The organism is Cupriavidus cauae, assembly GCF_026210475.1.
GTDB classification, from domain to species: Bacteria; Pseudomonadota; Gammaproteobacteria; order Burkholderiales; family Burkholderiaceae; genus Cupriavidus; species Cupriavidus cauae.
Map to the genome: position 1 here is coordinate 3,294,429 of NZ_CP080293.1, position 20,953 is coordinate 3,315,381.

Consider the following 20,953-nt stretch of genomic DNA (forward strand, 5'->3'; position numbering starts at 1 on the left):
CATGGACTCGAAATTGACTGGTGCCGCGGCAAGCGGTGAACCCACCGCCCCCGACCACGCCAACGGCGTGGCCGGCAGCCGCAGCAACCCCGTGACCGCGGTGGTCCGTGCCAACGAAGGCAAGATCACCACGGCTGCGGATATGGATGTGAACGTCACCGTCGGCCCCGCCGACGATGGCCCGGGCGATACCGCCTCGCCCGCCGAAGCGCCGGCGTCCGCCAAGGCGGCGCGGACCAACCCGCGCAAGATGATTCCCAGCCTGCGTGCGCTGGCCGACGAAGATCGCGCGACTGCAAAGAAGGCGCGCGCCTCGTGGCAAATGTTCACGATTATGGCAGAGTTCATCGAGGCGACCGAGTACCTGTCCGAGGTCCGGCCGGCCGTCTCGATCTACGGCAGCGCGCGCCTGCGCGAGGATTCGCCGTACTACCAGCAGACCATCGACATCGCGCGGCTGTTCTCCGACGCGGGCTTCGCCGTGATCTCCGGCGGCGGCCCCGGCATCATGGAAGCGGCCAACAAGGGCGCGCACGCAGGCAAGTCCGCGAGCGTCGGCCTCAATATCGAACTGCCGCACGAACAGCAGGGCAATCCGTACCAGGACATCGCCATGCGCTTCCGCCATTTCTTCACGCGCAAGGTGACCTTCGTCAAGAACTCGGACGCCTTCATCGTGATGCCGGGCGGCTTCGGCACGCTCGACGAACTGGCCGAGGTGCTGACGCTGGTGCAGACCGGCAAGTCGCGCGCGGTACCGGTGGTGATGGTGGGCAGCCGCTTCTGGAAGGGCCTGCTCGACTGGTTCCGCTTCACGCTGCTGCCGATGGGCCTGATTGCCGAGCACGACCTCGATCTGATGCAGATCGTCGACGAGCCGCACGAGGTGCTGGAGGCGGTCTACGACTACTACGAGCGCCGCGGCGGCGAAAACCCGATCCCGCCGAAGGAAGAGATGTTCTATCTGTGAGTGGCGTGGGCGGGCGGTGCCCGAGTGCCCGAACCGCCTCGCCACGGGCCCGCGGGCGGCAGGAATTGCTAGAATGCAAGCCTGATGCCCGAGTCGCGCCCGGCCCTGCCGCGCGCGGCGCCCATTCGGATGCGCCGGCACCCCGCGCGCATCGCACAGGAGCCCGAGATGACCTCCCTTTCCTTTCCGGCCGCCAGCGCGGACGAGCCGGAGCCCCTGCCGGGGGTTGCGCGACGCGGCCTGACGCTGGCCGCGACGGTACTCGCGCTGATCGCCGCGCCGGCCGCGCTGGCCCAGCAGTCCGCACAGCAGGCCGCCGACGACAACGGCGCGCTGTCCCAGCAGGAACTGAACGAGATCAACAACCAGCCCATCGCCCCGTCGGCGAAGACCCAGCTCAATCATCCGCGCGAGCCGAGCTTCCAGCTGAACGAGGCCGATGGCACGCAGGTGCGCGAATACCGCGACCGCCGCGGCCAGCAGGTCGATATCGAAGTGAAGTCCGGCGCGGGCACGCAATACCAGATGAGCCGTCCCGAGGACAGCTCGCCGCGCATCCGCGAACGGGAAGTCAATCGCGTGCCTTCGGTGCGCGTGCTGCAGTTCTGAGCCTGCCGCGGACGGGGCCGACCCGTCCGCGCGCGCCATCCGACGTTTCACCGCTCCCGGCCCGGGGGTTCGCTTCCGGGCCGCGCCGGACGCCGCTGTCCGCGGCGCCACGGCATGCCGCGGGCCTTGCCCGCCGGCGCCATCCGGCTTTACATCCGGTTCCAACCAGACAAGACAGTATGGCTGTATTCACCACGGTCTCGCACGACGAGATCGCGCAATGGCTGCTCGACTACGACCTCGGTACGCTGCGCGCGCTGCGCGGCATTCCCTCGGGCATCGAGAACAGCAATTTCTTCGTGACGATGGAGCGGGACGGCCAGACGCGCGACTACGTGCTGACCATCTTCGAGCGGCTGCGCTTCGACCAGTTGCCGTACTACCTGCATCTGATGGCGCATCTGGCCGAACGCGGCATCCGCGTGCCCGCGCCGATGCCGGGCAAGGACGGCGAGATCCTGCGCACGCTCAAGGGCAAGCCCGCCACCATCGTCACGCGGCTGCCGGGCAGCTCGCAGCTGGCACCGAACGCGCAGCAATGCGCCGAGGTCGGCGACATGCTGGCGCGCATGCACCTGGCCGGCCGCGGCTATCCGCGCCAGCAGCCGAACCTGCGCAGCCTGGCGTGGTGGCGCGAGACGGAAGGGCAGATCCTGCCCTTCCTCGACGACAGCCAGCGCGCGCTGCTGCAGGACGAGCTCGCGTTCCAGAGCGCGTTCTTTGGCGGCGCAGCCTATGCCGCACTGCCGGGCGGCCCCTGCCATTGCGACCTGTTCCGCGACAACGTGCTGTTCGAGGACGCCGGCAACGGCCAGTCGCGGCTGGGCGGCTTCTTCGATTTCTACTTCGCCGGCGACGACAAGTGGCTGTTCGATCTGGCCGTGACCGTCAACGACTGGTGCATCGACCTGGCCAGCGGCGAGCTGGACGCCCCGCGCGCGACGGCGCTGCTGCGGGCTTATCATGCGGTCAGACCCCTGGACGCGATCGAGGCCGCGCACTGGCAGCACATGCTGCGGGCCGGCGCGCTGCGCTTCTGGGTCTCGCGGCTGTGGGACTACCATCTGCCGCGCGAGGCCGACATGCTCGAGCCGCACGACCCGACTCACTTCGAACGCATCCTGCGCCGGCGCATCGCCGCCACCGCGCTCCCCTGGACCTGATGGGCGCCGCCGACGGCAGCCCCTGATCGCCGCACCTGATTCGGACCCGATTCGTCATGCAACTACTGGAAGTCCCCGCCAAGGAAGGCTACGTCTGGTTCCGCCAAGGTCTGTGGCTGTTCCGCAAGAACCCGCTGACCTTCCTGATGCTGCTGTTCATCTATCTGATCGCCGCGCAGATCGCCATCTTCATTCCGCTGATCGGCATCGTTGCGCTGCTGGTGGTGACGCCGGGCCTGTCGGTCGGCATCATGACCGCGTGCCGCGAGGTGATCCAGAACCGCAAGGTGATGCCCACCGTGCTGCTGGCGGGATATCGCAGCAACGGCAAGGTGGCCGCGCGCCATCTGCTGATCCTGGGCGCCATCTATGCGGGACTGGTGTTCCTGCTCAGCCTGATCGCCGGCACGCTGGTCGACATGCGCGCGCTGCTGCCGGTGCTGCTCAAGGAAGAGCCGCCGACCCCGGAGGCGATCCGCCAGCTGTATTACGCGCTGCTGGTAGGGGCGGCGCTGTACACGCCGATCGCGATGCTGTTCTGGTTCGCGCCGCTGCTGGCCGCCTGGCACAACGTGCCGCCGGTCAAGGCGCTGTTCTTCAGCTGGACCGCGTGCTGGCGCAACCGCGGGGCCTTCTTCACCTATGCGATGCTGTTCGTGCTGCTGCTGGTGGCGGTGCCCTTCTTCCTGGAGGCGATCTTCAGCGCCTTCGGCGCCGAAGGCGTGCTGTCCTTCCTGGTGACGCCGTATTCGCTGCTGATGCTGGCGATCCTGTACTGCTCGTTCTACGCGACCTATCGCGGCTGCTTCAACATCGCGCCGCCGAATGGGGACAGCGCGGCAGCCTGACACCACCCACCAGGCTCAATCGATCGCGTCCAGCTTCGCCACCGACAGCGCCAGCCACTTGGCGCCGTGGCGCTTGAACTCGATATTGGCGCGGGCATCCGCGCCCTCGCCTTCGAGCGCCTTGATCACGCCCTCGCCGAACTTGTTGTGGAAGACCTGCTGGCCGATGCGCCAGCCGGATTCGGCCTGCCGCTTGTGGTCGGCGTAGCCGTTGCCGGTGTCCATGCCGCCGGTCGCGCGGCTGCCGGTATAGGGCACGTCCTCGGCCCGCTTGTACCAGTCGCGGCCCCACGCGCTTTCCGATGACTGGCGCCGCTGCGCGCCGTAGTTCTGCGCCGGCGGGGTCAGCCACTTCAGCGCGCCCTCGGGCAGCTCGTCGAAGAAGCGGGAGCGGATGTGGTAGCGCACCTGGCCATGCAGCACGCGGCTCTGCGCGAACGACAGGTACAGCCGCTCGCGCGCCCGCGTGATCGCCACATACATCAGCCGGCGCTCTTCCTCGAGCCCGTCGGCGTCGAGCATGCTGTTCTCGTGCGGGAACAGCCCTTCCTCCAGCCCGCTGATGAACACCACATTGAATTCGAGGCCCTTGGCCGCGTGCACCGTCATCATCTGCACCGCGTCCTGCCCGGCCTGGGCCTGGTTGTCGCCGGCCTCCAGCGAGGCATGGGTCAGGAAGGCGACCAGCGGCGTCATCACCTCGGGCAACGCTTCCGGGTCCAGCACCTGCTGCGCCTGGTCGCCCTCGGCCAGGGCCGGCAGCGGCCGATCCAGGCTCTGCCGGCGGCTCACCGGAATCGCGTTGGCCGGCGCGTCGAGGCCGTAGCCCTCTTCCACCACGAAGGCCTGCGCCGCGGTCACCAGTTCGCGCAGGTTCTCGATGCGGTCCTGGCCTTCCTTCTCGGCCTGGTAATGCGTGATCAGCCCGCTGGTATTGATCACGTATTCGACCGTCTCCGGCAGCGTCATCTGCCGGGTCTCGAAGCGCATCTGGTCGATCAGCCGCACGAACGACGCCAGCTTGCCGCCGGCCGCGCCGGCGACATAGGCCACCGCCTCGGACAGCGCGCAGTTGTACTGCCGCGCGGCGTCCTGCAGCGACTCGATCGAACGCGCGCCGATGCCGCGCGTAGGGAAGTTGACCACGCGGGCGAAGGCGGCGTCGTTGCGCGGATTTTCCAGCAGCTGCAGATAGGCCAGCGCGTGCTTGACCTCGGCCCGCTCGAAGAAGCGCAGGCCGCCGTAGACGCGGTACGGAATGCCGGACGAGAACAGCGCGTGCTCGATCACGCGCGACTGCGCGTTGCTGCGATACAGGATCGCGATCTCCGCGCGGCTGGTGCCCTGGGCGATCTGGTCGCGGATCTCCTCGACGATCCACCCGGCCTCCTGCCCGTCGGTGCCGGCCTGGTAGACCCGCACCGGCTCGCCGTGGCCCGCGTCGGTGCGCAGGTTCTTGCCGAGCCGGCGCGCGTTGTGGGCGATCAGGTGATTGGCCGAGTCGAGGATATGGCCGTGCGAGCGATAGTTCTGCTCCAGCTTGATCAGATGGCGCACGCGGAATTCGTGCTCGAAATCGCGCATGTTGCCGACATTGGCGCCCCGGAACGCGTAGATGCTCTGGTCGTCGTCGCCGACCGCGAACACCGCCGCGGCATTGCCGGTGCCGAAGCCCGCCAGCAGCTTCAGCCACTGGTACTGCAGCACGTTGGTGTCCTGGAACTCGTCGACCAGCACATGGCGGAAGCGGTGCTGATAGTGCTGGCGGATCGCGTCGTTGTAGCGCAGCAGCTCGTAGCAGCGCAGCAGCAGCTCGGCGAAATCGACCACGCCCTCGCGCTGGCACTGCTCGTCGTAGGCGGCATACAGGTCGACGAAGCGGCGGTTGAAGTCGTCGTTGGCCTCGACGTCGGCCGCGCGCAGGCCCTGCTCCTTCGCGCTGTTGATGAAGTACTGCAGGTTCTTCGCCGGATATTTCTCGTCGTCGACGTTCAGCGACTTCAGCAGGCGCTTGAGCGCCGACAGCTGGTCCTGGCTGTCGAGGATCGAGAAGGTCTGCGGCAGCCCGGCATCGCGGAAATGCGCGCGCAGCATGCGGTTGCACAGGCCGTGGAAGGTGCCGATCCACATGCCGCGGGTATTGATCGGCAGCATCGACGACAGCCGCGTCTGCATCTCCTTGGCGGCCTTGTTGGTGAAGGTCACCGCCAGGATGCCGGCCGGCGACACGCGGCCGTTCTGGATCAGCCACGCGATGCGCGTGGTCAGCACCCGCGTCTTGCCGCTGCCCGCGCCCGCCAGGATCAGCGCCGGTTCGTCCGGCAGCGTGACGGCGGCAAGTTGTTCGGCGTTCAGATTGGCAAGCAGGTCGGACATCGGGAGGGGCCTTGAGGAATCGGGCCATTATAACGGCGCGCCTTTCCACGGCCTCGCCGGCCGGCTCAGCCGGGGGCCTGCCTCAGCCTGCCTCAGCCTGCCTCAGCCTGCCTCAGCCTGCCTCAGCCTCAGCCTCAGCCCGGCCTCGCCCGGCCTCCCGCGCTACGGCAGCGCCGCGTCGTCCAGTCGCTGCGGCTCGAAGCACGGCGCCAGGCAGGCCTTCAGCAGGCGCCGGGCCTCGGCGTGGATGCGCTCGCGCACCGCCTCGTCCTCGCCCTCGGCCAGGTCCATCAGCGCGGTCAGCACCTCGATCGCGCAGCGCGCGGTCAGGCGGGCATCGTCCTCGGCCACCTGCTGGTGCTGCATCAGCCAGCGCGCCAGCAGTTCGGCGACCTCGCGGCTGGTGGCATCGTGGATGCGGCGCAGCTCCGGCGACGACTGCATCGCCCGGCGCAGCGCGATGCTGCCCGGCTGGCGGCTGCGCGCGGTGCGGACCTGGTCGAACACCGCGTCGACCACCGCGCGCCAGTCCTCCACCGCCCCGGCCGAGGGCAGCACCGCCAGCGAATCGGCCGCGCGCTGGCGCATCTGGTGCTCGAACAGCGCATTGATGACCGACAGCTTGTTGGGAAAGTACTTGTACAGCGTGGCGATATTGATCCCCGCGCGGCTGGCGATCAGGTTGGTGGTGATCCGCTCGACCCCGACCTCGTCGAGCAGCAACGCGGTGGTATCGAGGATCCGTTCGAAGGTGACCCGGCCGCGCGCCCGCACCGGGGCCCGGCGCAGGCGCAGCAGCAGCGGCGCCAGGCTGTGGCCTGGGGCGCCGCCCTGATTGTGTTCGTTCTCGTTCTGGTTCATGTCCATGACCCGGCCGTCGGCCGACTGCACGCCGGGGGCCCGCCCGCGCCCCGGCAACCCGCCCGGACCGCCATGCGGCGTCCCCTGCCCGAGCCCCCAACGCAGACGATAGGCCCGGCGGCCTGCCGCGACCGTGCTCTAGCGAACGCATCGGCGTCCGCGGAGCGGCGATACTGCGGTTTGTCCTGCGGTGGATGTGGAGGCGGCGCGCGGCGGGCAGGCGCGCCCCGCAAGGGCATTTTGGGCGTCACCGAGCGGGCTCCCCTATAATTTAGGGCTTGTCTCCCTTTGGCCGCGCCCTGCAGGCGCGCACCAGACCGCGAGAGCCGCACCGGCTCGCCGGCCTTCACGCATCGATCGACATCCCAAGCATGACCGCCCAAGACCAGTCCCTAGCCAAGAGCTTCGAACCCGCCGCCATCGAGGCCAAGTGGGGCCCCGAGTGGGAAAAACGGGGCATCGCCAGGCCCACCCTCGACCCGGACCGGCCCGATTTCGCCATCCAGCTGCCGCCGCCCAACGTCACCGGCACGCTGCACATGGGACACGCGTTCAACCAGACCATCATGGACGGCCTGGCACGGCACGCGCGCATGCGGGGCGCCAACACGCTGTGGGTGCCCGGGACCGACCACGCCGGCATCGCCACGCAGATCGTGGTCGAGCGCCAGCTCGATGCGCAGGGCGTCTCGCGCCACGACCTCGGCCGCGAGGCTTTCGTGCAGAAGGTCTGGGCCTGGAAGGAGGAATCGGGTTCGACCATCACGCGGCAGGTGCGGCGCATGGGCGCGTCGATCGACTGGAGCCGCGAATATTTCACGATGGACCCGAAGATGTCGCGCGTGGTCACCGAGGTGTTCGTGCGCCTGCACGAGCAGGGGCTGATCTACCGGGGCAAGCGGCTGGTCAACTGGGACCCGGTGCTGGGCACCGCCGTGTCCGATCTGGAAGTCGAGAGCGTCGAGGAGGAAGGCTCGCTCTGGCATATCCGCTATCCGCTGGTCGAGCCGGATACGCGCACCGGGCTGACCCATCTGACGGTGGCCACCACCCGCCCGGAAACGATGCTGGGCGACGTCGCGCTGATGGTCCATCCCGAGGACGAGCGCTACGCTCACCTGATCGGCAAGATGGCGAAGCTGCCGCTGACCGATCGCGAGATCCCGGTGATTGCCGACGACTACGTCGACCGCGAATTCGGCACCGGCGTGGTCAAGGTCACGCCGGGCCATGACTTCAACGACTATGCGGTGGGCCAGCGCCACAACCTGCCGCAGCTGTCGGTGCTGACCCTCGACGCGAAGATCGCCGATGGCGCGCCCGCGCAATACGTCGGCCTGGACCGCTTCGAGGCGCGCCGCCGCATCGTCGCCGACCTCGACGCGCAGGGCCTGCTGGTCGAGGTCAAGAAGCACAAGCTGATGACGCCGAAGAGCGAGCGCACCGGCAGCGTGATCGAGCCGATGCTGACCGACCAGTGGTTCGTCGCGATGAGCAAGCCGGCGCCGGAAGGCACCTTCTACCCCGGCCGCTCGATCGCCGAGGTCGCGCTCGACGCCGTGCAGAGCGGCGAGATCCGCCTGATCCCCGAGAACTGGGTCAGCACCTACAACCAGTGGCTGGCCAATATCCAGGACTGGTGCATCTCGCGCCAGCTGTGGTGGGGCCACCAGATCCCGGCCTGGTACGACGAGGCCGGCAACTGCTACGTCGCGCGCACCGAAGAGGAAGCGCGCGCGCAGGCGCAGGCCGCCGGCTTTGCCGGGCCGCTGCGCCGCGACGAGGACGTGCTCGACACCTGGTTCTCCTCGGCGCTGGTGCCGTTCTCCTCCCTGGGCTGGCCCGAGCAGACGCCCGAACTGCAGCACTTCCTGCCGTCGTCGGTGCTGGTTACCGGCTACGACATCATCTTCTTCTGGGTCGCGCGCATGGTCATGATGACCAAGCACTTCACCGGCCAGGTCCCGTTCAAGGACGTGTACGTGCACGGCCTGGTGCGCGACTTCGAAGGCAAGAAGATGAGCAAGTCCGAGGGCAACACGCTCGACCCGGTCGACCTGATCGACGGCATCGAGCTGCCCGAACTGCTGAAGAAGCGCACCACCGGCCTGCGCCGGCCCAAGGATGCGCCGAAGATCGAAGCGAAGACGAAGAAGGAATTCCCCAACGGCATTCCGGCCTTCGGCGCCGACGCGCTGCGCTTCACCTTCGCCTCACTGGCCACGCTGGGCCGCAACATCAACTTCGACACCGGCCGCTGCGAGGGCTACCGCAACTTCTGCAACAAGCTGTGGAACGCGACCCGCTTCGTGCTGATGAACACCGAGGGGCACGACTGCGGCATGGGGCCGTGCAACCAGGACTGCGGTCCGGACGGCTACCTCGACTTCTCGCAGGCCGACCGCTGGATCGTGTCGTTGCTGCAGCGGGTCGAGGCCGAGGTCGAGAAGGGCTTCGGCGAATACCGATTCGACAATATCGCCAACGCGATCTACAAGTTCGTCTGGGACGAGTACTGCGACTGGTACCTGGAACTGGCCAAGGTGCAGATCCAGAACGGCACGCCGGCGCAGCAGCGCGCCACGCGCCGCACGCTGCTGCGCGTGCTCGAGACCGTGCTGCGGCTCGCGCATCCGATCATCCCGTTCATCACCGAGGAACTGTGGCAGAAGGTCGGCCCGCTGGCCGGTCGCGGCAAGGGCGACGGCAGCGAATCGATCGCGTTGCAGCCCTACCCGCTCGCCGCCGCCGCGAAGATCGACGAAACGGCCGAGGCCTGGGTCGCGCAACTGAAGGCGATGGTCGATGCCTGCCGCAATTTGCGCGGCGAAATGAACATCTCGCCGGCGCAGCGGATCCCGCTGTACGCGCATGGCGACAACGCCTTCCTGCACGCGGCAAAGAACTATATCCAGGCGCTGGCGAAACTTTCCGAGGTTCGCGTCTTCGAAGACGAGCAGACCCTGATGGCCGAAGGCGCCGGTGCGCCGGTCGCCATCGTCGGCGGCAGTCACCTGCTGCTGAAGATCGAGATCGACGTCGCCGCCGAACGCGTGCGCCTCGGCAAGGAGATCCAGCGCATCGGCGGCGAGATCGCCAAGGCCCGCGGCAAGCTGGCCAACGAGAGCTTCGTGGCCAAGGCGCCGGCCGCGGTGGTCGAACAGGAAAACCAGCGGCTGGCCGATTTCGAGCAGACGCTGGCCAAGCTGCAGGACCAGTTGCAACGGCTGCCGGCATGAGGTCGCCACCGGCCGCGTTCGCGTCGGTGGTGGCCTCGATGTCGGTGTCCGTGCCGGCAGCAGTGCCGGCAGCGCGGTCCAGGGCATGCGCCTTGCTTTAACGCAAGGCTGACGACATCAAAAACTGAGAAGGAGCCTCTTTTATGGAAACCCGCGTCACCAAGGCCGTATTCCCGGTAGCCGGGCTCGGCACCCGTTTCCTGCCCGCTACCAAGGCGAGCCCCAAGGAAATGCTGCCCGTGGTGGACAAGCCGCTGATCCAGTATGCGGTCGAAGAGGCGATGGCTGCCGGCATCACGGAGATGATCTTCGTGACGGGCCGCTCCAAGCGTGCGATCGAGGACCATTTCGACAAGGCCTACGAGCTCGAGGTTGAGCTGGAGGCGAAGAACAAGCAGGCGCTGCTCGAGGTGGTCCGCTCGATCAAGCCGTCGCATGTGGAATGCTTCTACGTGCGCCAGCCCGAGGCGCTCGGCCTGGGCCATGCGGTGCTGTGCGCCGAGAAGCTGGTCGGCGACGCGCCCTTCGCCGTGATGCTGGCGGACGACCTGCTCGACGGCCAGCCGCCGGTGATGAAGCAGATGGTCGACCTCTACAATCATTACAACTGCTCCATCCTGGGTGTGGAAGAAATTGCACCCGAGCAGAGTAAATCTTACGGCGTGGTCGACGGCCGCGAGTGGGACGAAGGCGTGATCAAGGTCGCCGGCATCGTCGAGAAGCCGGACCCGGAAGTGGCACCGTCGAACCTGGGCGTGGTCGGCCGCTATATCCTGACCCCGCGCATCTTCGAACATATCCGCAACCTGAAGCCGGGCGCCGGCGGCGAATTCCAGCTGACCGACGCGATCCAGTCGCTGCTCGGCCAGGAACAGGTGCTGGCCTACCGCTACCAGGGCGTGCGCTACGACTGCGGCAGCAAGCTCGGCTATCTGAAGGCGATGGTCGAGTTCGCGCTGAAGCATCCCGAGGTGCGCGACGAGTTCGGCAGCTATCTGCGCGAGCGGATCTGAGGCGTTCGGCCGCAAGATTGTCCGGGCAAGGGCGCCTGCGATCGCCGGCGCCCTTGCCCTCTCGCAGCCCTAAAACAAAAAGCCGCCCGAGGGCGGCTTTGTCGTCTGCGGCCCGAACTGCGGGACCGCTCGGTTGCTGGCCTGCTCGCCCGCTTACCGGCGCTTCATGTAGAACACGAACACCTTGTCGACCTCCTGGTGCGACAGCAGCTCGTTGCCGGTCTGCTTGGCGAAGGCCTGGAAGTCGCGGGTCGCGCCCGGGTCGGTGGCCAGCACCTTCAGCACTTCTCCGCTCGCCATATCGGCCAGCGCCTTCTTGGTCCGCAAAATCGGCAGCGGGCAGTTCAGCCCGCGCGCGTCCACTTCCTTCTGGAACTCCATGGTCTCTTCCTTGTTTCCCTGGTATGGGCGATGTCGGCAAGCCTTCCCTGAGGCTTCATGGCCGGTATTGTAGCGTCGCGCCGGCGCCCTCCGCCCGCGCGGCCTGGCGCGGGTCGGGAATGTCCTCGCCGGTCTGGCGGTCGAAGAAGCGCACCGGATAGCCGCGCGCGGCCAGCCAGTCGGCCACCGCGAAGCCGGTGCCCGCATTCCAGATCCGCATCTTTTCCGGCGCCACCAGCTTGTAGTCGGCCAGCTCCTCCGACAGCGCGATGGTGCCGGTCGCGCGCACGTGGTAGGCGATGATCAGCTCGTTCTTGCGCATGAATTCGTAGACGCCGATCAGCGAAACCGATTGCGCATCGAGATTGGTCTCTTCCTTCAGCTCGCGCGCCACGCCCGCCTCCGGCGTTTCGTCGCGCTCCAGAAAGCCGGTGACCAGCGCGTACATCGACGGCGGCCACGCGGCATTGCGCGCCAGCAGCAGCTTGCCCTCGTACTCGACCACCGCGGCCAGCACCGGCAGCGGGTTGTCCCACTGCACGAACTGGCAGCCGTCCTGCACGCAGGCCATGCGTTCGCGCCCGGACATGGGCAGCGCCATCAGCGGCGTGCCGCAGTGGGGACAGTAGCGATAGGAGGGCATGGCTCGATTTCCTGTTCGATGGCGCAAGGCGCCGGGGTCAGACAACGGTCCATATGGACACGCCGACAATCACGCGCCGGCAAGCACGCGCCGGCATCCACACGCCCGCAATCACGCGGCGCAGACCTCGCGCATGTCGGCCGCCAGCGCTTCGACCGTCTCGGGCCGCAGGTCCCACGAGCACATGAAGCGGCAGCCGCCGGCGCCGATGAAGGTATAGAAGCGCCAGCCGCGCCCGCGCAGCGCCTCGATCGCCGGCAGCGGCAGCTCGGCGAACACGGCGTTGGCCTGCGTCGGGAACATGATGCGCACGCCGGGAATGCCGGCGATGCGATCGTGCAGCAGCTGCGCCATCGCATTGGCATGGCGGGCGTTGGCCAGCCACACGTCGTTCTCCAGCAGCCCCAGCCACGGCGCGGAGATGAAGCGCATCTTCGAGGCCAGCTGCCCGGCCTGCTTGACGCGATAGGCAAAGTCCTCGGCCAGCTTGCGGTCGAAGAACACCACCGCCTCCCCGACCGGCAGGCCGTTCTTGGTGCCGCCGAAGCACACCACGTCGACGCCCGCGCGCCAGGTGATCTCGGACGGATGCACGCCCAGCGACGCCACCGCGTTGGCAAAGCGCGCCCCGTCCATATGGACCCGCAGCTGCCGCCGCTTGGCGATGGCCGAGATCGCGCGCACTTCCTCGACCGTATAGACGGTGCCGACCTCGGTCGACTGCGTCAGCGACACGACCTTGGGCTTCGGATAGTGGATGTCGCTGCGGCGCGTGACCAGCGCCTCGACCGCATCCGGCGTCAGCTTGCCGTTGGCGCCCGGCGCGGTCAGCAGCTTCGAGCCGTTGGAGAAGAACTCCGGCCCGCCGCACTCGTCGGTCTCGATATGCGCCAGCTCGTGACAGATCACGGAGTGATACGACTGGCACAGCGCCGACAGCGCCAGCGAATTGGCCGCCGTGCCGTTGAATACGAAGAACACCTCGCAATCGGTCTGGAACAGGTCGCGGATGCGATCGCAGACCTTCTGCGTCCACGAATCGTCGCCATAGGCCTGCTCGTGCCCGCTGCCGTTGGCTTCGAGGAAGTACTTCAGCGATTCCGGGCAGAAGCCGGCGTAGTTGTCCGAGGCGAAATGCTGCATGACGGTTCCGTACAGGGGCGCGAGGCGCCGGTTCGTGGATGCCCGGAGAAGGAACGATGACCAGGAACGATGGCGAGGACGATGTCGACGGGCGTTACTTCTTGTCGGCCCACAGCTCGCCGCCGGTGGCCCAGTTCTCGCGCTTGACGTCGGTGATGATGATGTCGACCGCGCCGGCCGAGCAGCCGAGGGTTTCGCAGGTGACACGGGTCACTTCCTCGACGAACTTGCGCTTCTGCTCGATGGTGCGGCCCTCGAACATCTCTACGTGGAAAGTCGGCATGGATGGCTCCTGTTGTTATGGATGAGTTATGGATGAATGGTGCAAGGACTGAAGCGGGCGCTGCCCTGCGTTGCGCTTGCTCGCGCTGCGTGGCACCCGTCGCGCTCAGTCGCGATACGAGGGATCGATTTTATCGAGTTTGCGCAGCAGCGATGGCCATTCCAGCGCGCCCTCGATGGCGCCGCCGTCGTCGAGCTGGGCCGAGGTCCGCGTCGCCACCTCGACCGAGGGCAGCACCACGCGCGTGGCGGTCAGCGCGCCGAGCTGGATTTCGCACGCCTTGATCAGCGTGGCCATCAGCACATGGGCCTCGGCCACGGTACGGCCGACCGTCAGCGTGCCGTGGTTGCGCAGCAGCATGGCGGGATGGCTGCCCAGCGAGGCGGTCAGCCGCGCGCCCTCGGCCGGCGTGAAGGCCAGGCCCTCGTAGTCGTGATAGGCGAGCCGGCCGTAAAAGCGCATCGCATGCTGCGACAGCGGCAGCAGCCCGTCGGCCTGGGCCGACACCGCGACGCCGGCGGTATTGTGCAGGTGCATCACGCAGACCGCGTCCGGACGCGCGGCGTGCACGGCCGCATGCAGCGCAAACCCGGTCACGTTGACCGGATGCGGGCTGTCGCCGACCACCTCGCCGCGGCCGTTGATCTTGACCAGGTCCGACGCGCGGATCTCGTCGAAGGCATGGCCGAACGGGTTGATCAGGAAGTGGTCCGGCTCCCCGGGCACCGTCGCCGAGATATGCGTGTAGATCAGGTCGTCCCAGCCGGCCAGCGCGCACAGCCGGTACGCCGCGGCGAGATCGACGCGCATGCGGCGCTCGGCTTCGGAAACGGTGGCCGAAGCGTTGGCGGAAGCGCCGGTGGCGCGGGCGGGTTGCAGGGCGAAGGACATCGATGGCTCCTTGCGCCGTCGGCGATGCCGGCCCGCGGGCCGGTTGCCGATGGCGGCGAAGGCGATACTGTAGCCGAAGCGCGCAGGGGCGTGGATTGGGCCGGCTCGCCGCGCCCAGCTGCTCGCCGGCCCAGCCCGCTCGGGTCAGCCCGCCCAACCCTGCCCGGCCTCCTCTACCCAACTCTGCCCCAGCTCTGCCCAGCTCTGCCCGGCCCAACTCTGCCCGGCCCAACTCTGCCCGGCCCAACTCTGCCCGGCCCAACTCTGCCCGGCCCAACTCTGCCCGGCCCAACTCTGCCCGGCCCAACTCTGCCCGGCCCAGCTCGGCCCGGCCCAGCTCAGCCCGGCTCAGGCATGCGGCGCCGCGGCGGACGGCAAGGGCGCGACCCGGCGCAGCCACAGGTAGATCAGCGCGCCGGCCAGCAGCGCCAGCGCGGCGCCGACCAGCGACGCGGCAAAGCCGCCGGTGCGGGCCACCAGCGCGGTGGCGAACGGCGGCCCGACGATCTGACCGAGCCCGTACGCGGCCGTCATCAGCCCGATCAGCCGCGGCGCCTGGCCGCCGGCCAGCCGGCGCGCCTCGTGCATGGCGAACAGCACCAGCGCGGTGAACGGCAGCCCCGCCAGCAGGCTGCTGAGCGCGAAACCGGCCAGCGTCGGCCACACCGCCGCGATCGCCACGCCCGCCGCCTGCATGCCATAGGCCAGCGCCAGCAGCACGCGGTTGTCGTGCCGCACGCCGATGCGCACGGCCGTCAGCGCGCCGAGCGCCACCGCGGCGCCGAACAGCGGCCAGAACAGGTCCGCCCACAACGAGCCCGGCATCGCCTGGCGCGCGATCACCGGCAGGAAGGTCGCGGTGATGATGTAGCCGAATCCGGCCAGCCCGTAGGCCACGGTCAGCGCCCAGGCCTCGCCGGACCACGCCGCCATGCGCGGCGGCGCGGCCGCGGCGGAAGCCGTGGCCGAGTGGGGAGCCGAGTCGGGCTGGAAGATGCGCCATACCGCCGCCACCAGCACCAGCGCCAGCACGCCGAACGCGATCCAGCCCCAGGCCGCGCTCCAGTCCATGCCGACCATGCCGAAGGCCGAAACCCCGGTGGCGACGATGCCGATGCCCGGTCCGCAGAAGATCAGGCCCCCGAGCGCCGGCTTGCCGGCCTCGGCCAGCCGCTGCATGCACCAGGCCGCGGTATAGACCAGCACGAAGGCGCTCGCGACACCGGCGGCGGCGCGCCACAGCGACCAGGACAGCATGCCCAGCGGCAACGCCATCGCCAGCGTCAGCGCGACGGTGGCCGCCAGGCCCCAGCGCACCATGCGCGCGGCATCGGGCCGGATCAGCAGGCAGGCCAGCGCGCCGACGAAATAGCCGATGTAGTTCCAGGTCGCGATCCACCCGCCCTGATGCAGCGTCACGCTGCCGTCGTGCAGCATCATCGGCAGCAAGGGCGTGAAGGCGAAGCGGCCGATGCCCATGGCGACGGCCAGCGAGACCAGGCCGCCGAGCGCGACCGCCCAGGCGCCGGGACGGCGGGCTTCGCTGCCGGCGAGCGTGCCGTGGACCAGCTCGGGATTGCGGGAGGGCGAGACTGACACGATGCGGATTCTCCGTTCTGGCGCGTCGGCGATCCCGCTATCGTACCCGCGGCGGGCAAAGCGCGACGGCGGCGCGCCAAGACCACGGCACCGTCCCGGGCAAGCCGTGTCGTGTCGCCTACACTGGAATGAGCGCCGCAAGGCGTTTCAGCGCCTCGACGAACTGGTCGTCCCCGCGCAGGCGGGGGACCCAGTGGCTGTCCAGGACGCCGCATTCCCGCTTTCGCGGGAACGACACGATGACCGTTGCAGCGCAATCGGCGGACGGCGCGCCACTGGGCGGCCACCGCGCAAGCAATGGTGCGAACGCTGGCGCGGCAGCCTTGGCCCCGCCGGCGCGAAGGACTTCACGAGCGCAGACCATGAACGCACAGGCAAGCTTCGCGCGGCGGCTCGCCGCCGTCCTGCTGCTGATCGTCGGCATGACGCTGGCTTTGGCCCAGCCCGGCGGCCCGGCCGACCGCGCGCGTGCGAAGCCGGGAGGCGTTGCGCCGGTCTACCTGATTCCGCTCAAGGGCGCGGTCGGCCCGGCCAGCGCCAGCTTCGTGCGGCGCGGCTTCGAGCAGGCGCGCCAGGCCGGCGCCCAGCTGATCGTGCTGGAGATGGACACGCCCGGCGGGCTGGACCCATCGATGCGGCAGATCATCCAGGACATCCTCGCGAGCCCGGTCCCGGTGCTGAGCTACGTCTATCCGGGCGGGGCGCGCGCCGCCAGCGCCGGCACCTACATCCTCTACGCCAGCCATCTGGCCGCGATGGCGCCGGGCACCAATCTGGGCGCCGCCAGCCCGGTACGGCTCGGCATCGGCGGCCCGGAACGGCGGGAGCGAGCCGAGCGGGCCGAGCGGCCTGCGGATACCCGCCCGGCCTCGGAGGGCGCCGCCAGCGCGCCCGGCCGCGCCGCTCCGGAAAGCAAGGACGACGGTCTCGACACCCTCGAGCGCAAGCAGCTGCACGATGCCGCCGCCTATATCCGCGGCCTCGCGCAGCTGCGCGGGCGCAATGCGGAATGGGCCGAGCGCGCGGTGCGCGAGGCGGTCAGCCTGTCGGCCGACGAGGCCGCGGCGCAGCGCGTGGTCGATCTGATCGCGCCGGACGTGCCGGCGCTGCTGCGCGCGGTCGACGGGCGCGCCGTGGTCGCGGCCGGCGCGTCGCGCACGCTGCGCACCGCGCAGGCCGGCGTGATCGAGCTGGAGCCCGACTGGCGCTATCGGCTGCTCGCCGTGCTGACCGAACCGAGCGTCGCGCTGATCCTGATGATGATCGGCATCTACGGGCTGATCTTCGAATTCTCGACACCCGGCATGGTGCTGCCCGGCGTGGCCGGCGCGATCTGCCTGCTGCTGGCGCTGTTCGCGCTGCAGATGCTGCCGATCAATTACGCCGGCCTGGCGCTGATCGCGCTGGGCATCGGCTGCATGGTGGCCGAGGCCTTCCTGCCGAGCTTCGGCGCGCTGGGCCTGGGCGGCATCGTGGCGTTCGCGCTGGGCGCCGTGATGCTGATCGACACCGACATCCCGGGTTTCGGCGTGCCGTTGTGGATGATCGGCACGCTGTCGCTGGCGGCCGCGGCGCTGAGCTTCGGCGTGTCCGCGGCCGCCGTGCGCGCACGCCGCCAGCCCGCGGTGATCACCGACACCCGCGTGGTCGGCAATGCCGGCCGCATCATCGATGACGGCTGGGCCGAGGTGCAGGGCGAACGCTGGCGCGTGCGCAGCGCGGCACCGCTGCAGACCGGCCAGGCCGTGCGCGTGACAGGCCGCCAGGGCCTGGTGCTCGACGTCGAGCCGGCCGACAGCCTGTCCACGGACGAATCCCCCGCGCGGCCGCCGCCCTCCCCCACGTCCCCCACCTCCCCACAAGGAGACCGACCATGATCTTCAGCCTCAGCGCCGGCACCCTCGTCATCCTGCTGGCCCTGCTGATCTTCTCCGCCTTCCGCGTGCTGCGCGAGTACGAACGCGGCGTGGTGTTCATGCTGGGCCGGTTCTGGCGCGTCAAGGGACCGGGTCTGGTGCTGGTGATCCCGGTGATCCAGCAGATGGTGCGGGTCGACCTGCGCACCGTGGTGATGGACGTGCCGGCGCAGGACGTGATCTCGCGCGACAACGTCTCGGTCAAGGTCAACGCGGTGGTCTATTTCCGCGTGGTCGATCCGCAGAACGCGATCATCCAGGTAGCCAACTTCCTCGAGGCCACCAGCCAGCTGGCGCAGACCACGCTGCGCGCGGTGCTCGGCAAGCACGATCTCGACGAGATGCTGTCCGAGCGCGAGAAGCTGAACCTGGACATCCAGAAGGTGCTGGACGCGCAGACCGACGCCTGGGGCATCAAGGTGTCGAACGTCGAGATCAAGCATGTGGATCTGAACGAATCGATGGTGCGCGCGATTGCGCGGCAGGCCGAAGCGGAACGCGAGCGGCGCGCCAAGGTGATCCACGCCGAGGGCGAGCTGCAGGCGTCGGTGAAGCTGCTGGAAGCGGCGCAGATGCTGGCGCGGCAGCCGCAGGCGATGCAGCTGCGCTATCTGCAGACGCTGACGCAGGTGGCGGGCGATCGCAGCTCGACCATCGTGTTTCCGGTGCCGATCGAGATGATGGAGGTGTTGCGGCCGCACGTGCGCGGCGCCGCGGCGCAGGCCGCCGAGGCTGCCGCGGCCACCGGCGCGACGATGGGGACCGCCGCCAGTGCCGCGGACAGCAACGAGCCGCCGCATTGAGTGGGGGGCATTGCGTCGGGCGCTTTGAATTGTGTGCATTGAGTTGGGGGCATTGAGTTGGGGGCATTGAGTTGGGTGCATTGAGCCGGTCGCAATGACTCGGGCGCAATGCGCCCAGCGCACCAGGCCCCGCACCACTACCGCGACACCGCCCCATCGCGCTGCGCCCAGCGCACGACATCCTCCCGCGAGGGGATCGCAATGAGGCCGCCGAGCGCGGCCGCCGCCGCGATGCGGCTCTCCTCGCTGCCGGACGACGACAGCGCCGGCACCAGCATGCCGATGCCCAGCGCCGGCTGCGAATCGGTGGCGTTGCCGATCAGCGTGGCGGCCGCCACGCCGGCCTCCCGCTGCGCCACGCTCTCGCGGCCCAGCAGCGCCGCCTCGGCGGCCTCGCGCAGGCGCCGCGGCGTGCCGGGGTCGCGGTAGAGCCGGTTCAGCGCCTGCACCGCCCGCTCACGCTCGCGCAGCCAATCGGTGATCTGCCGGATCACGTAGCGCGGCATCGGGCCGCAAGCGCTGCCGTCGGGCCCGGACAGCGACTGGCGCAGCCGCGCGATGCCGCCTTTGGTCCAGCCGTCCCACGGCCAGGCCAGCAGCCAGGGATGGGCCTCGCACAGCGCGGCCTGGCGCAGCTGTCCGCAGCCCGCGAGCTGGACCTCGGCAAGCGCGGGATTGTCGCGCGCCAGCGATCGCAGCACCGGCTCGGGCAACGCGGTGCAGTGACGTGCGTCGAGCCGGCTCAGCTGCCGGGCGCCATCGAGCCGCAATTCGCGCAACGCCGCGCAGCCGTCCAGCCGCAGCACGCGCAGCGCCGGCGCCTCCAGCCGCACCGTCCGCAGCGCGCCGTTGTCGCGCAGATCGAGCTCCTCCAGCGCGCGCAGAACGAGCAGCGGCGATTGCGGCGGGCCCGGCTGCGCGACCAGCGGCGCGGCGGCGCGCTCGGCCAGCGTCGGGTCGCCCGGCATCCAGTCGCCCGGCATCCGCATCGCTCGCAGGAGCAGCGTCCGCAGCCCGGGCGCATACGCTTCCACATGGCGCAGCGCCTGCGGCGACAGCCGCGAGCAGCCGCTCAGATCGAGCCGCCTGAGCGACGCGCCCGTGCCGCGCAACAGCGTTTCGAGCAGCGCGTCGGTCAGCGCCGCGGCGAAGGGACTCAGATCCAGGCAGACCAGCGCCGTGCCGGCCAGCGCCGCCAGCAGCCGGCGCTGGTCCTCGACCGCGATGGCGCGCGCGTCGGCATGCAGTGCCATGGCGATCGCGTCGAGCACGGCGGTGCGCTGGCCCGCGGGCAGCGCGGCGAAGGTGCGCGCGGCGCCGTCGCGCCCGCCCAGCGCGCCGAGCACGATGGCCGCGAGATCGCGCGCCGGCGATCCGGCGAGCCGCGACAACGCGCCGGCGGCCGACATGGTGCCGCCCGGCGCGATCTGCAGCGCATCGGCGGGCCGCCACGGCAGCGCCCGGGGACGCGGATGGATCGCCGTGAGGCCGAAGCGGGCGGCAAGTGCGCTTGCCGGGGCGCCTGCCTGGCCGCCTGCCTGGCCCCCTGCTCGGGCGCCTCCGCCGCCGGCATAACCCCCATCCGCGTCCGCGCCGGCAAGCCCCTCGTCGAGGCAGGCGAAGCGCGAGGCCGGTGCTCCTGGCTCGCTCGCGCGCACCGGATAGCGCGCGAACGCCGCCAGATACGGCACCGCCAGCTCCGGCGCGAGGCTGCGCAGCCAGGCGATACCCGTTGGCGCGATGCACATGCGCGCCGCCAAGGCCGCCATGCCGACGACGGTCTCGACGCGCTGCCGCAGCGCCGGCAGCGCGTCGGCCGGGATCGCGCCCAACAGGCCCGCATGCGGCGGCATGGCGTTCCCGTCCCCGCCTTCCGCGCCGGCAAACAAGGCGCCAAGATCCCGCTGCAAGCGGGCACCGTCCTCGAGCCAGCCGCGCAGCACCGCGTCCGGCTGCAGCCGCCCCACCTCCTCCAGCACGGCAAGGTCCAGCGGCTGCATCATCTGGTCCAGGCAAAACAGATGGCTGCGCACCGGCAACGCGTGCCGACCGGGCGCCGCCAGACCCATCGCGCCCATGGCGGCGCGCCCGTTGTCGATCCGCTTCAGCACCTGACGCGGACCGCGTTCGACCACGACATAGTCGTCGGCCTTGTCGTCGCCGGGCCCGCCGACCAGTTCCCGCAGCAGCGCCCGCGTAAACGAGGCGGCATCGA

General features: G+C 69.5%; 15 protein-coding genes and 1 pseudogene. 8 read left to right on the forward strand and 8 right to left on the reverse strand.

The features are described 5' to 3' along the window. Position 1 precedes the first annotated feature (1 nt). From KZ686_RS14670 to KZ686_RS14685, 4 genes are all read left to right on the forward strand, one after another. The gene (locus tag KZ686_RS14670) at positions 2-970 is read left to right on the forward strand and encodes an LOG family protein (RefSeq protein ID WP_265632699.1); all 969 of its coding nucleotides are present in this window, start codon (positions 2-4) and stop codon (positions 968-970) included. A 168-nt stretch (positions 971-1,138) separates the two neighbouring features. Further along, positions 1,139-1,579: a hypothetical protein gene (locus tag KZ686_RS14675; protein WP_370639530.1), complete on the forward strand. Its 441-nt coding sequence runs from the start codon at positions 1,139-1,141 to the stop codon at positions 1,577-1,579. Positions 1,580-1,758: 179 nt separating this feature from the next. Further along, positions 1,759-2,742 (forward strand): homoserine kinase, encoded by a 984-nt coding sequence (locus KZ686_RS14680; RefSeq protein ID WP_226107436.1) that lies wholly within the window; start codon positions 1,759-1,761, stop codon positions 2,740-2,742. 56 nt (positions 2,743-2,798) lie between these two features. Beyond that, complete coding sequence (locus KZ686_RS14685; protein WP_150084921.1) at positions 2,799-3,590, forward strand: BPSS1780 family membrane protein; 792 nt, start codon at positions 2,799-2,801, stop codon at positions 3,588-3,590. 15 nt (positions 3,591-3,605) lie between these two features. Here KZ686_RS14685 and KZ686_RS14690 read toward each other — a convergent pair whose 3' ends face one another. Together KZ686_RS14690 and KZ686_RS14695 are read right to left on the reverse strand one after the other, a co-directional pair. After that, positions 3,606-5,966 carry a UvrD-helicase domain-containing protein gene (locus tag KZ686_RS14690; protein WP_226107434.1) on the reverse strand — a complete coding sequence of 787 codons (2,361 nt, stop codon included), beginning with the start codon at positions 5,964-5,966 and terminating at the stop codon, positions 3,606-3,608. 162 nt (positions 5,967-6,128) lie between these two features. Next, entirely contained in the window at positions 6,129-6,827 is a 699-nt protein-coding gene (locus tag KZ686_RS14695) for a TetR/AcrR family transcriptional regulator (protein WP_187829107.1), read from the reverse strand. A 371-nt stretch (positions 6,828-7,198) separates the two neighbouring features. Here KZ686_RS14695 and KZ686_RS14700 point away from each other — a divergent pair, with 371 nt between their 5' ends. Together KZ686_RS14700 and galU are read left to right on the forward strand one after the other, a co-directional pair. After that, entirely contained in the window at positions 7,199-10,066 is a 2,868-nt protein-coding gene (locus tag KZ686_RS14700; RefSeq protein ID WP_150084923.1) for a valine--tRNA ligase, read from the forward strand. Between the two features lie 143 nt (positions 10,067-10,209). Further along, positions 10,210-11,079, forward strand: coding sequence for a UTP--glucose-1-phosphate uridylyltransferase GalU (gene galU, locus KZ686_RS14705; RefSeq protein WP_149316927.1), 870 nt, complete (start codon positions 10,210-10,212; stop codon positions 11,077-11,079). Positions 11,080-11,232: 153 nt separating this feature from the next. On the opposite strand, the gene KZ686_RS14710 is transcribed toward galU, so the two are convergent. The 6 genes from KZ686_RS14710 to KZ686_RS14735 form a co-directional block, all read right to left on the reverse strand. Then, positions 11,233-11,460 carry a sulfurtransferase TusA family protein gene (locus KZ686_RS14710; RefSeq protein WP_006578930.1) on the reverse strand — a complete coding sequence of 76 codons (228 nt, stop codon included), beginning with the start codon at positions 11,458-11,460 and terminating at the stop codon, positions 11,233-11,235. Between the two features lie 55 nt (positions 11,461-11,515). Continuing rightward, positions 11,516-12,103 carry an NUDIX domain-containing protein gene (locus KZ686_RS14715; RefSeq protein ID WP_150084924.1) on the reverse strand — a complete coding sequence of 196 codons (588 nt, stop codon included), beginning with the start codon at positions 12,101-12,103 and terminating at the stop codon, positions 11,516-11,518. Positions 12,104-12,214: 111 nt separating this feature from the next. Then, entirely contained in the window at positions 12,215-13,246 is a 1,032-nt protein-coding gene (locus KZ686_RS14720) for a threonine aldolase family protein (protein ID WP_265632700.1), read from the reverse strand. 94 nt (positions 13,247-13,340) lie between these two features. Continuing rightward, positions 13,341-13,529 carry a 4-oxalocrotonate tautomerase gene (locus KZ686_RS14725; protein WP_150084926.1) on the reverse strand — a complete coding sequence of 63 codons (189 nt, stop codon included), beginning with the start codon at positions 13,527-13,529 and terminating at the stop codon, positions 13,341-13,343. 105 nt (positions 13,530-13,634) lie between these two features. Next, on the reverse strand, positions 13,635-14,420 hold the full coding sequence (locus tag KZ686_RS14730; RefSeq protein WP_149316923.1) for a class II aldolase/adducin family protein: 786 nt from the start codon (positions 14,418-14,420) through the stop codon (positions 13,635-13,637). Between the two features lie 348 nt (positions 14,421-14,768). Next, positions 14,769-15,989 (reverse strand): YbfB/YjiJ family MFS transporter, encoded by a 1,221-nt coding sequence (locus tag KZ686_RS14735; RefSeq protein WP_223819884.1) that lies wholly within the window; start codon positions 15,987-15,989, stop codon positions 14,769-14,771. Between the two features lie 392 nt (positions 15,990-16,381). Here KZ686_RS14735 and KZ686_RS14740 point away from each other — a divergent pair, with 392 nt between their 5' ends. Both KZ686_RS14740 and KZ686_RS14745 read left to right on the forward strand, forming a co-directional pair. Continuing rightward, positions 16,382-17,896 carry an NfeD family protein gene (locus KZ686_RS14740; RefSeq protein WP_265632701.1) on the forward strand — a complete coding sequence of 505 codons (1,515 nt, stop codon included), beginning with the start codon at positions 16,382-16,384 and terminating at the stop codon, positions 17,894-17,896. Next, positions 17,893-18,627: pseudogene (locus KZ686_RS14745) on the forward strand (slipin family protein); the annotation flags it as partial. The gene KZ686_RS14740 and the pseudogene KZ686_RS14745, both read left to right, overlap by 4 nt. Positions 18,628-20,953 lie beyond the last annotated feature (2,326 nt).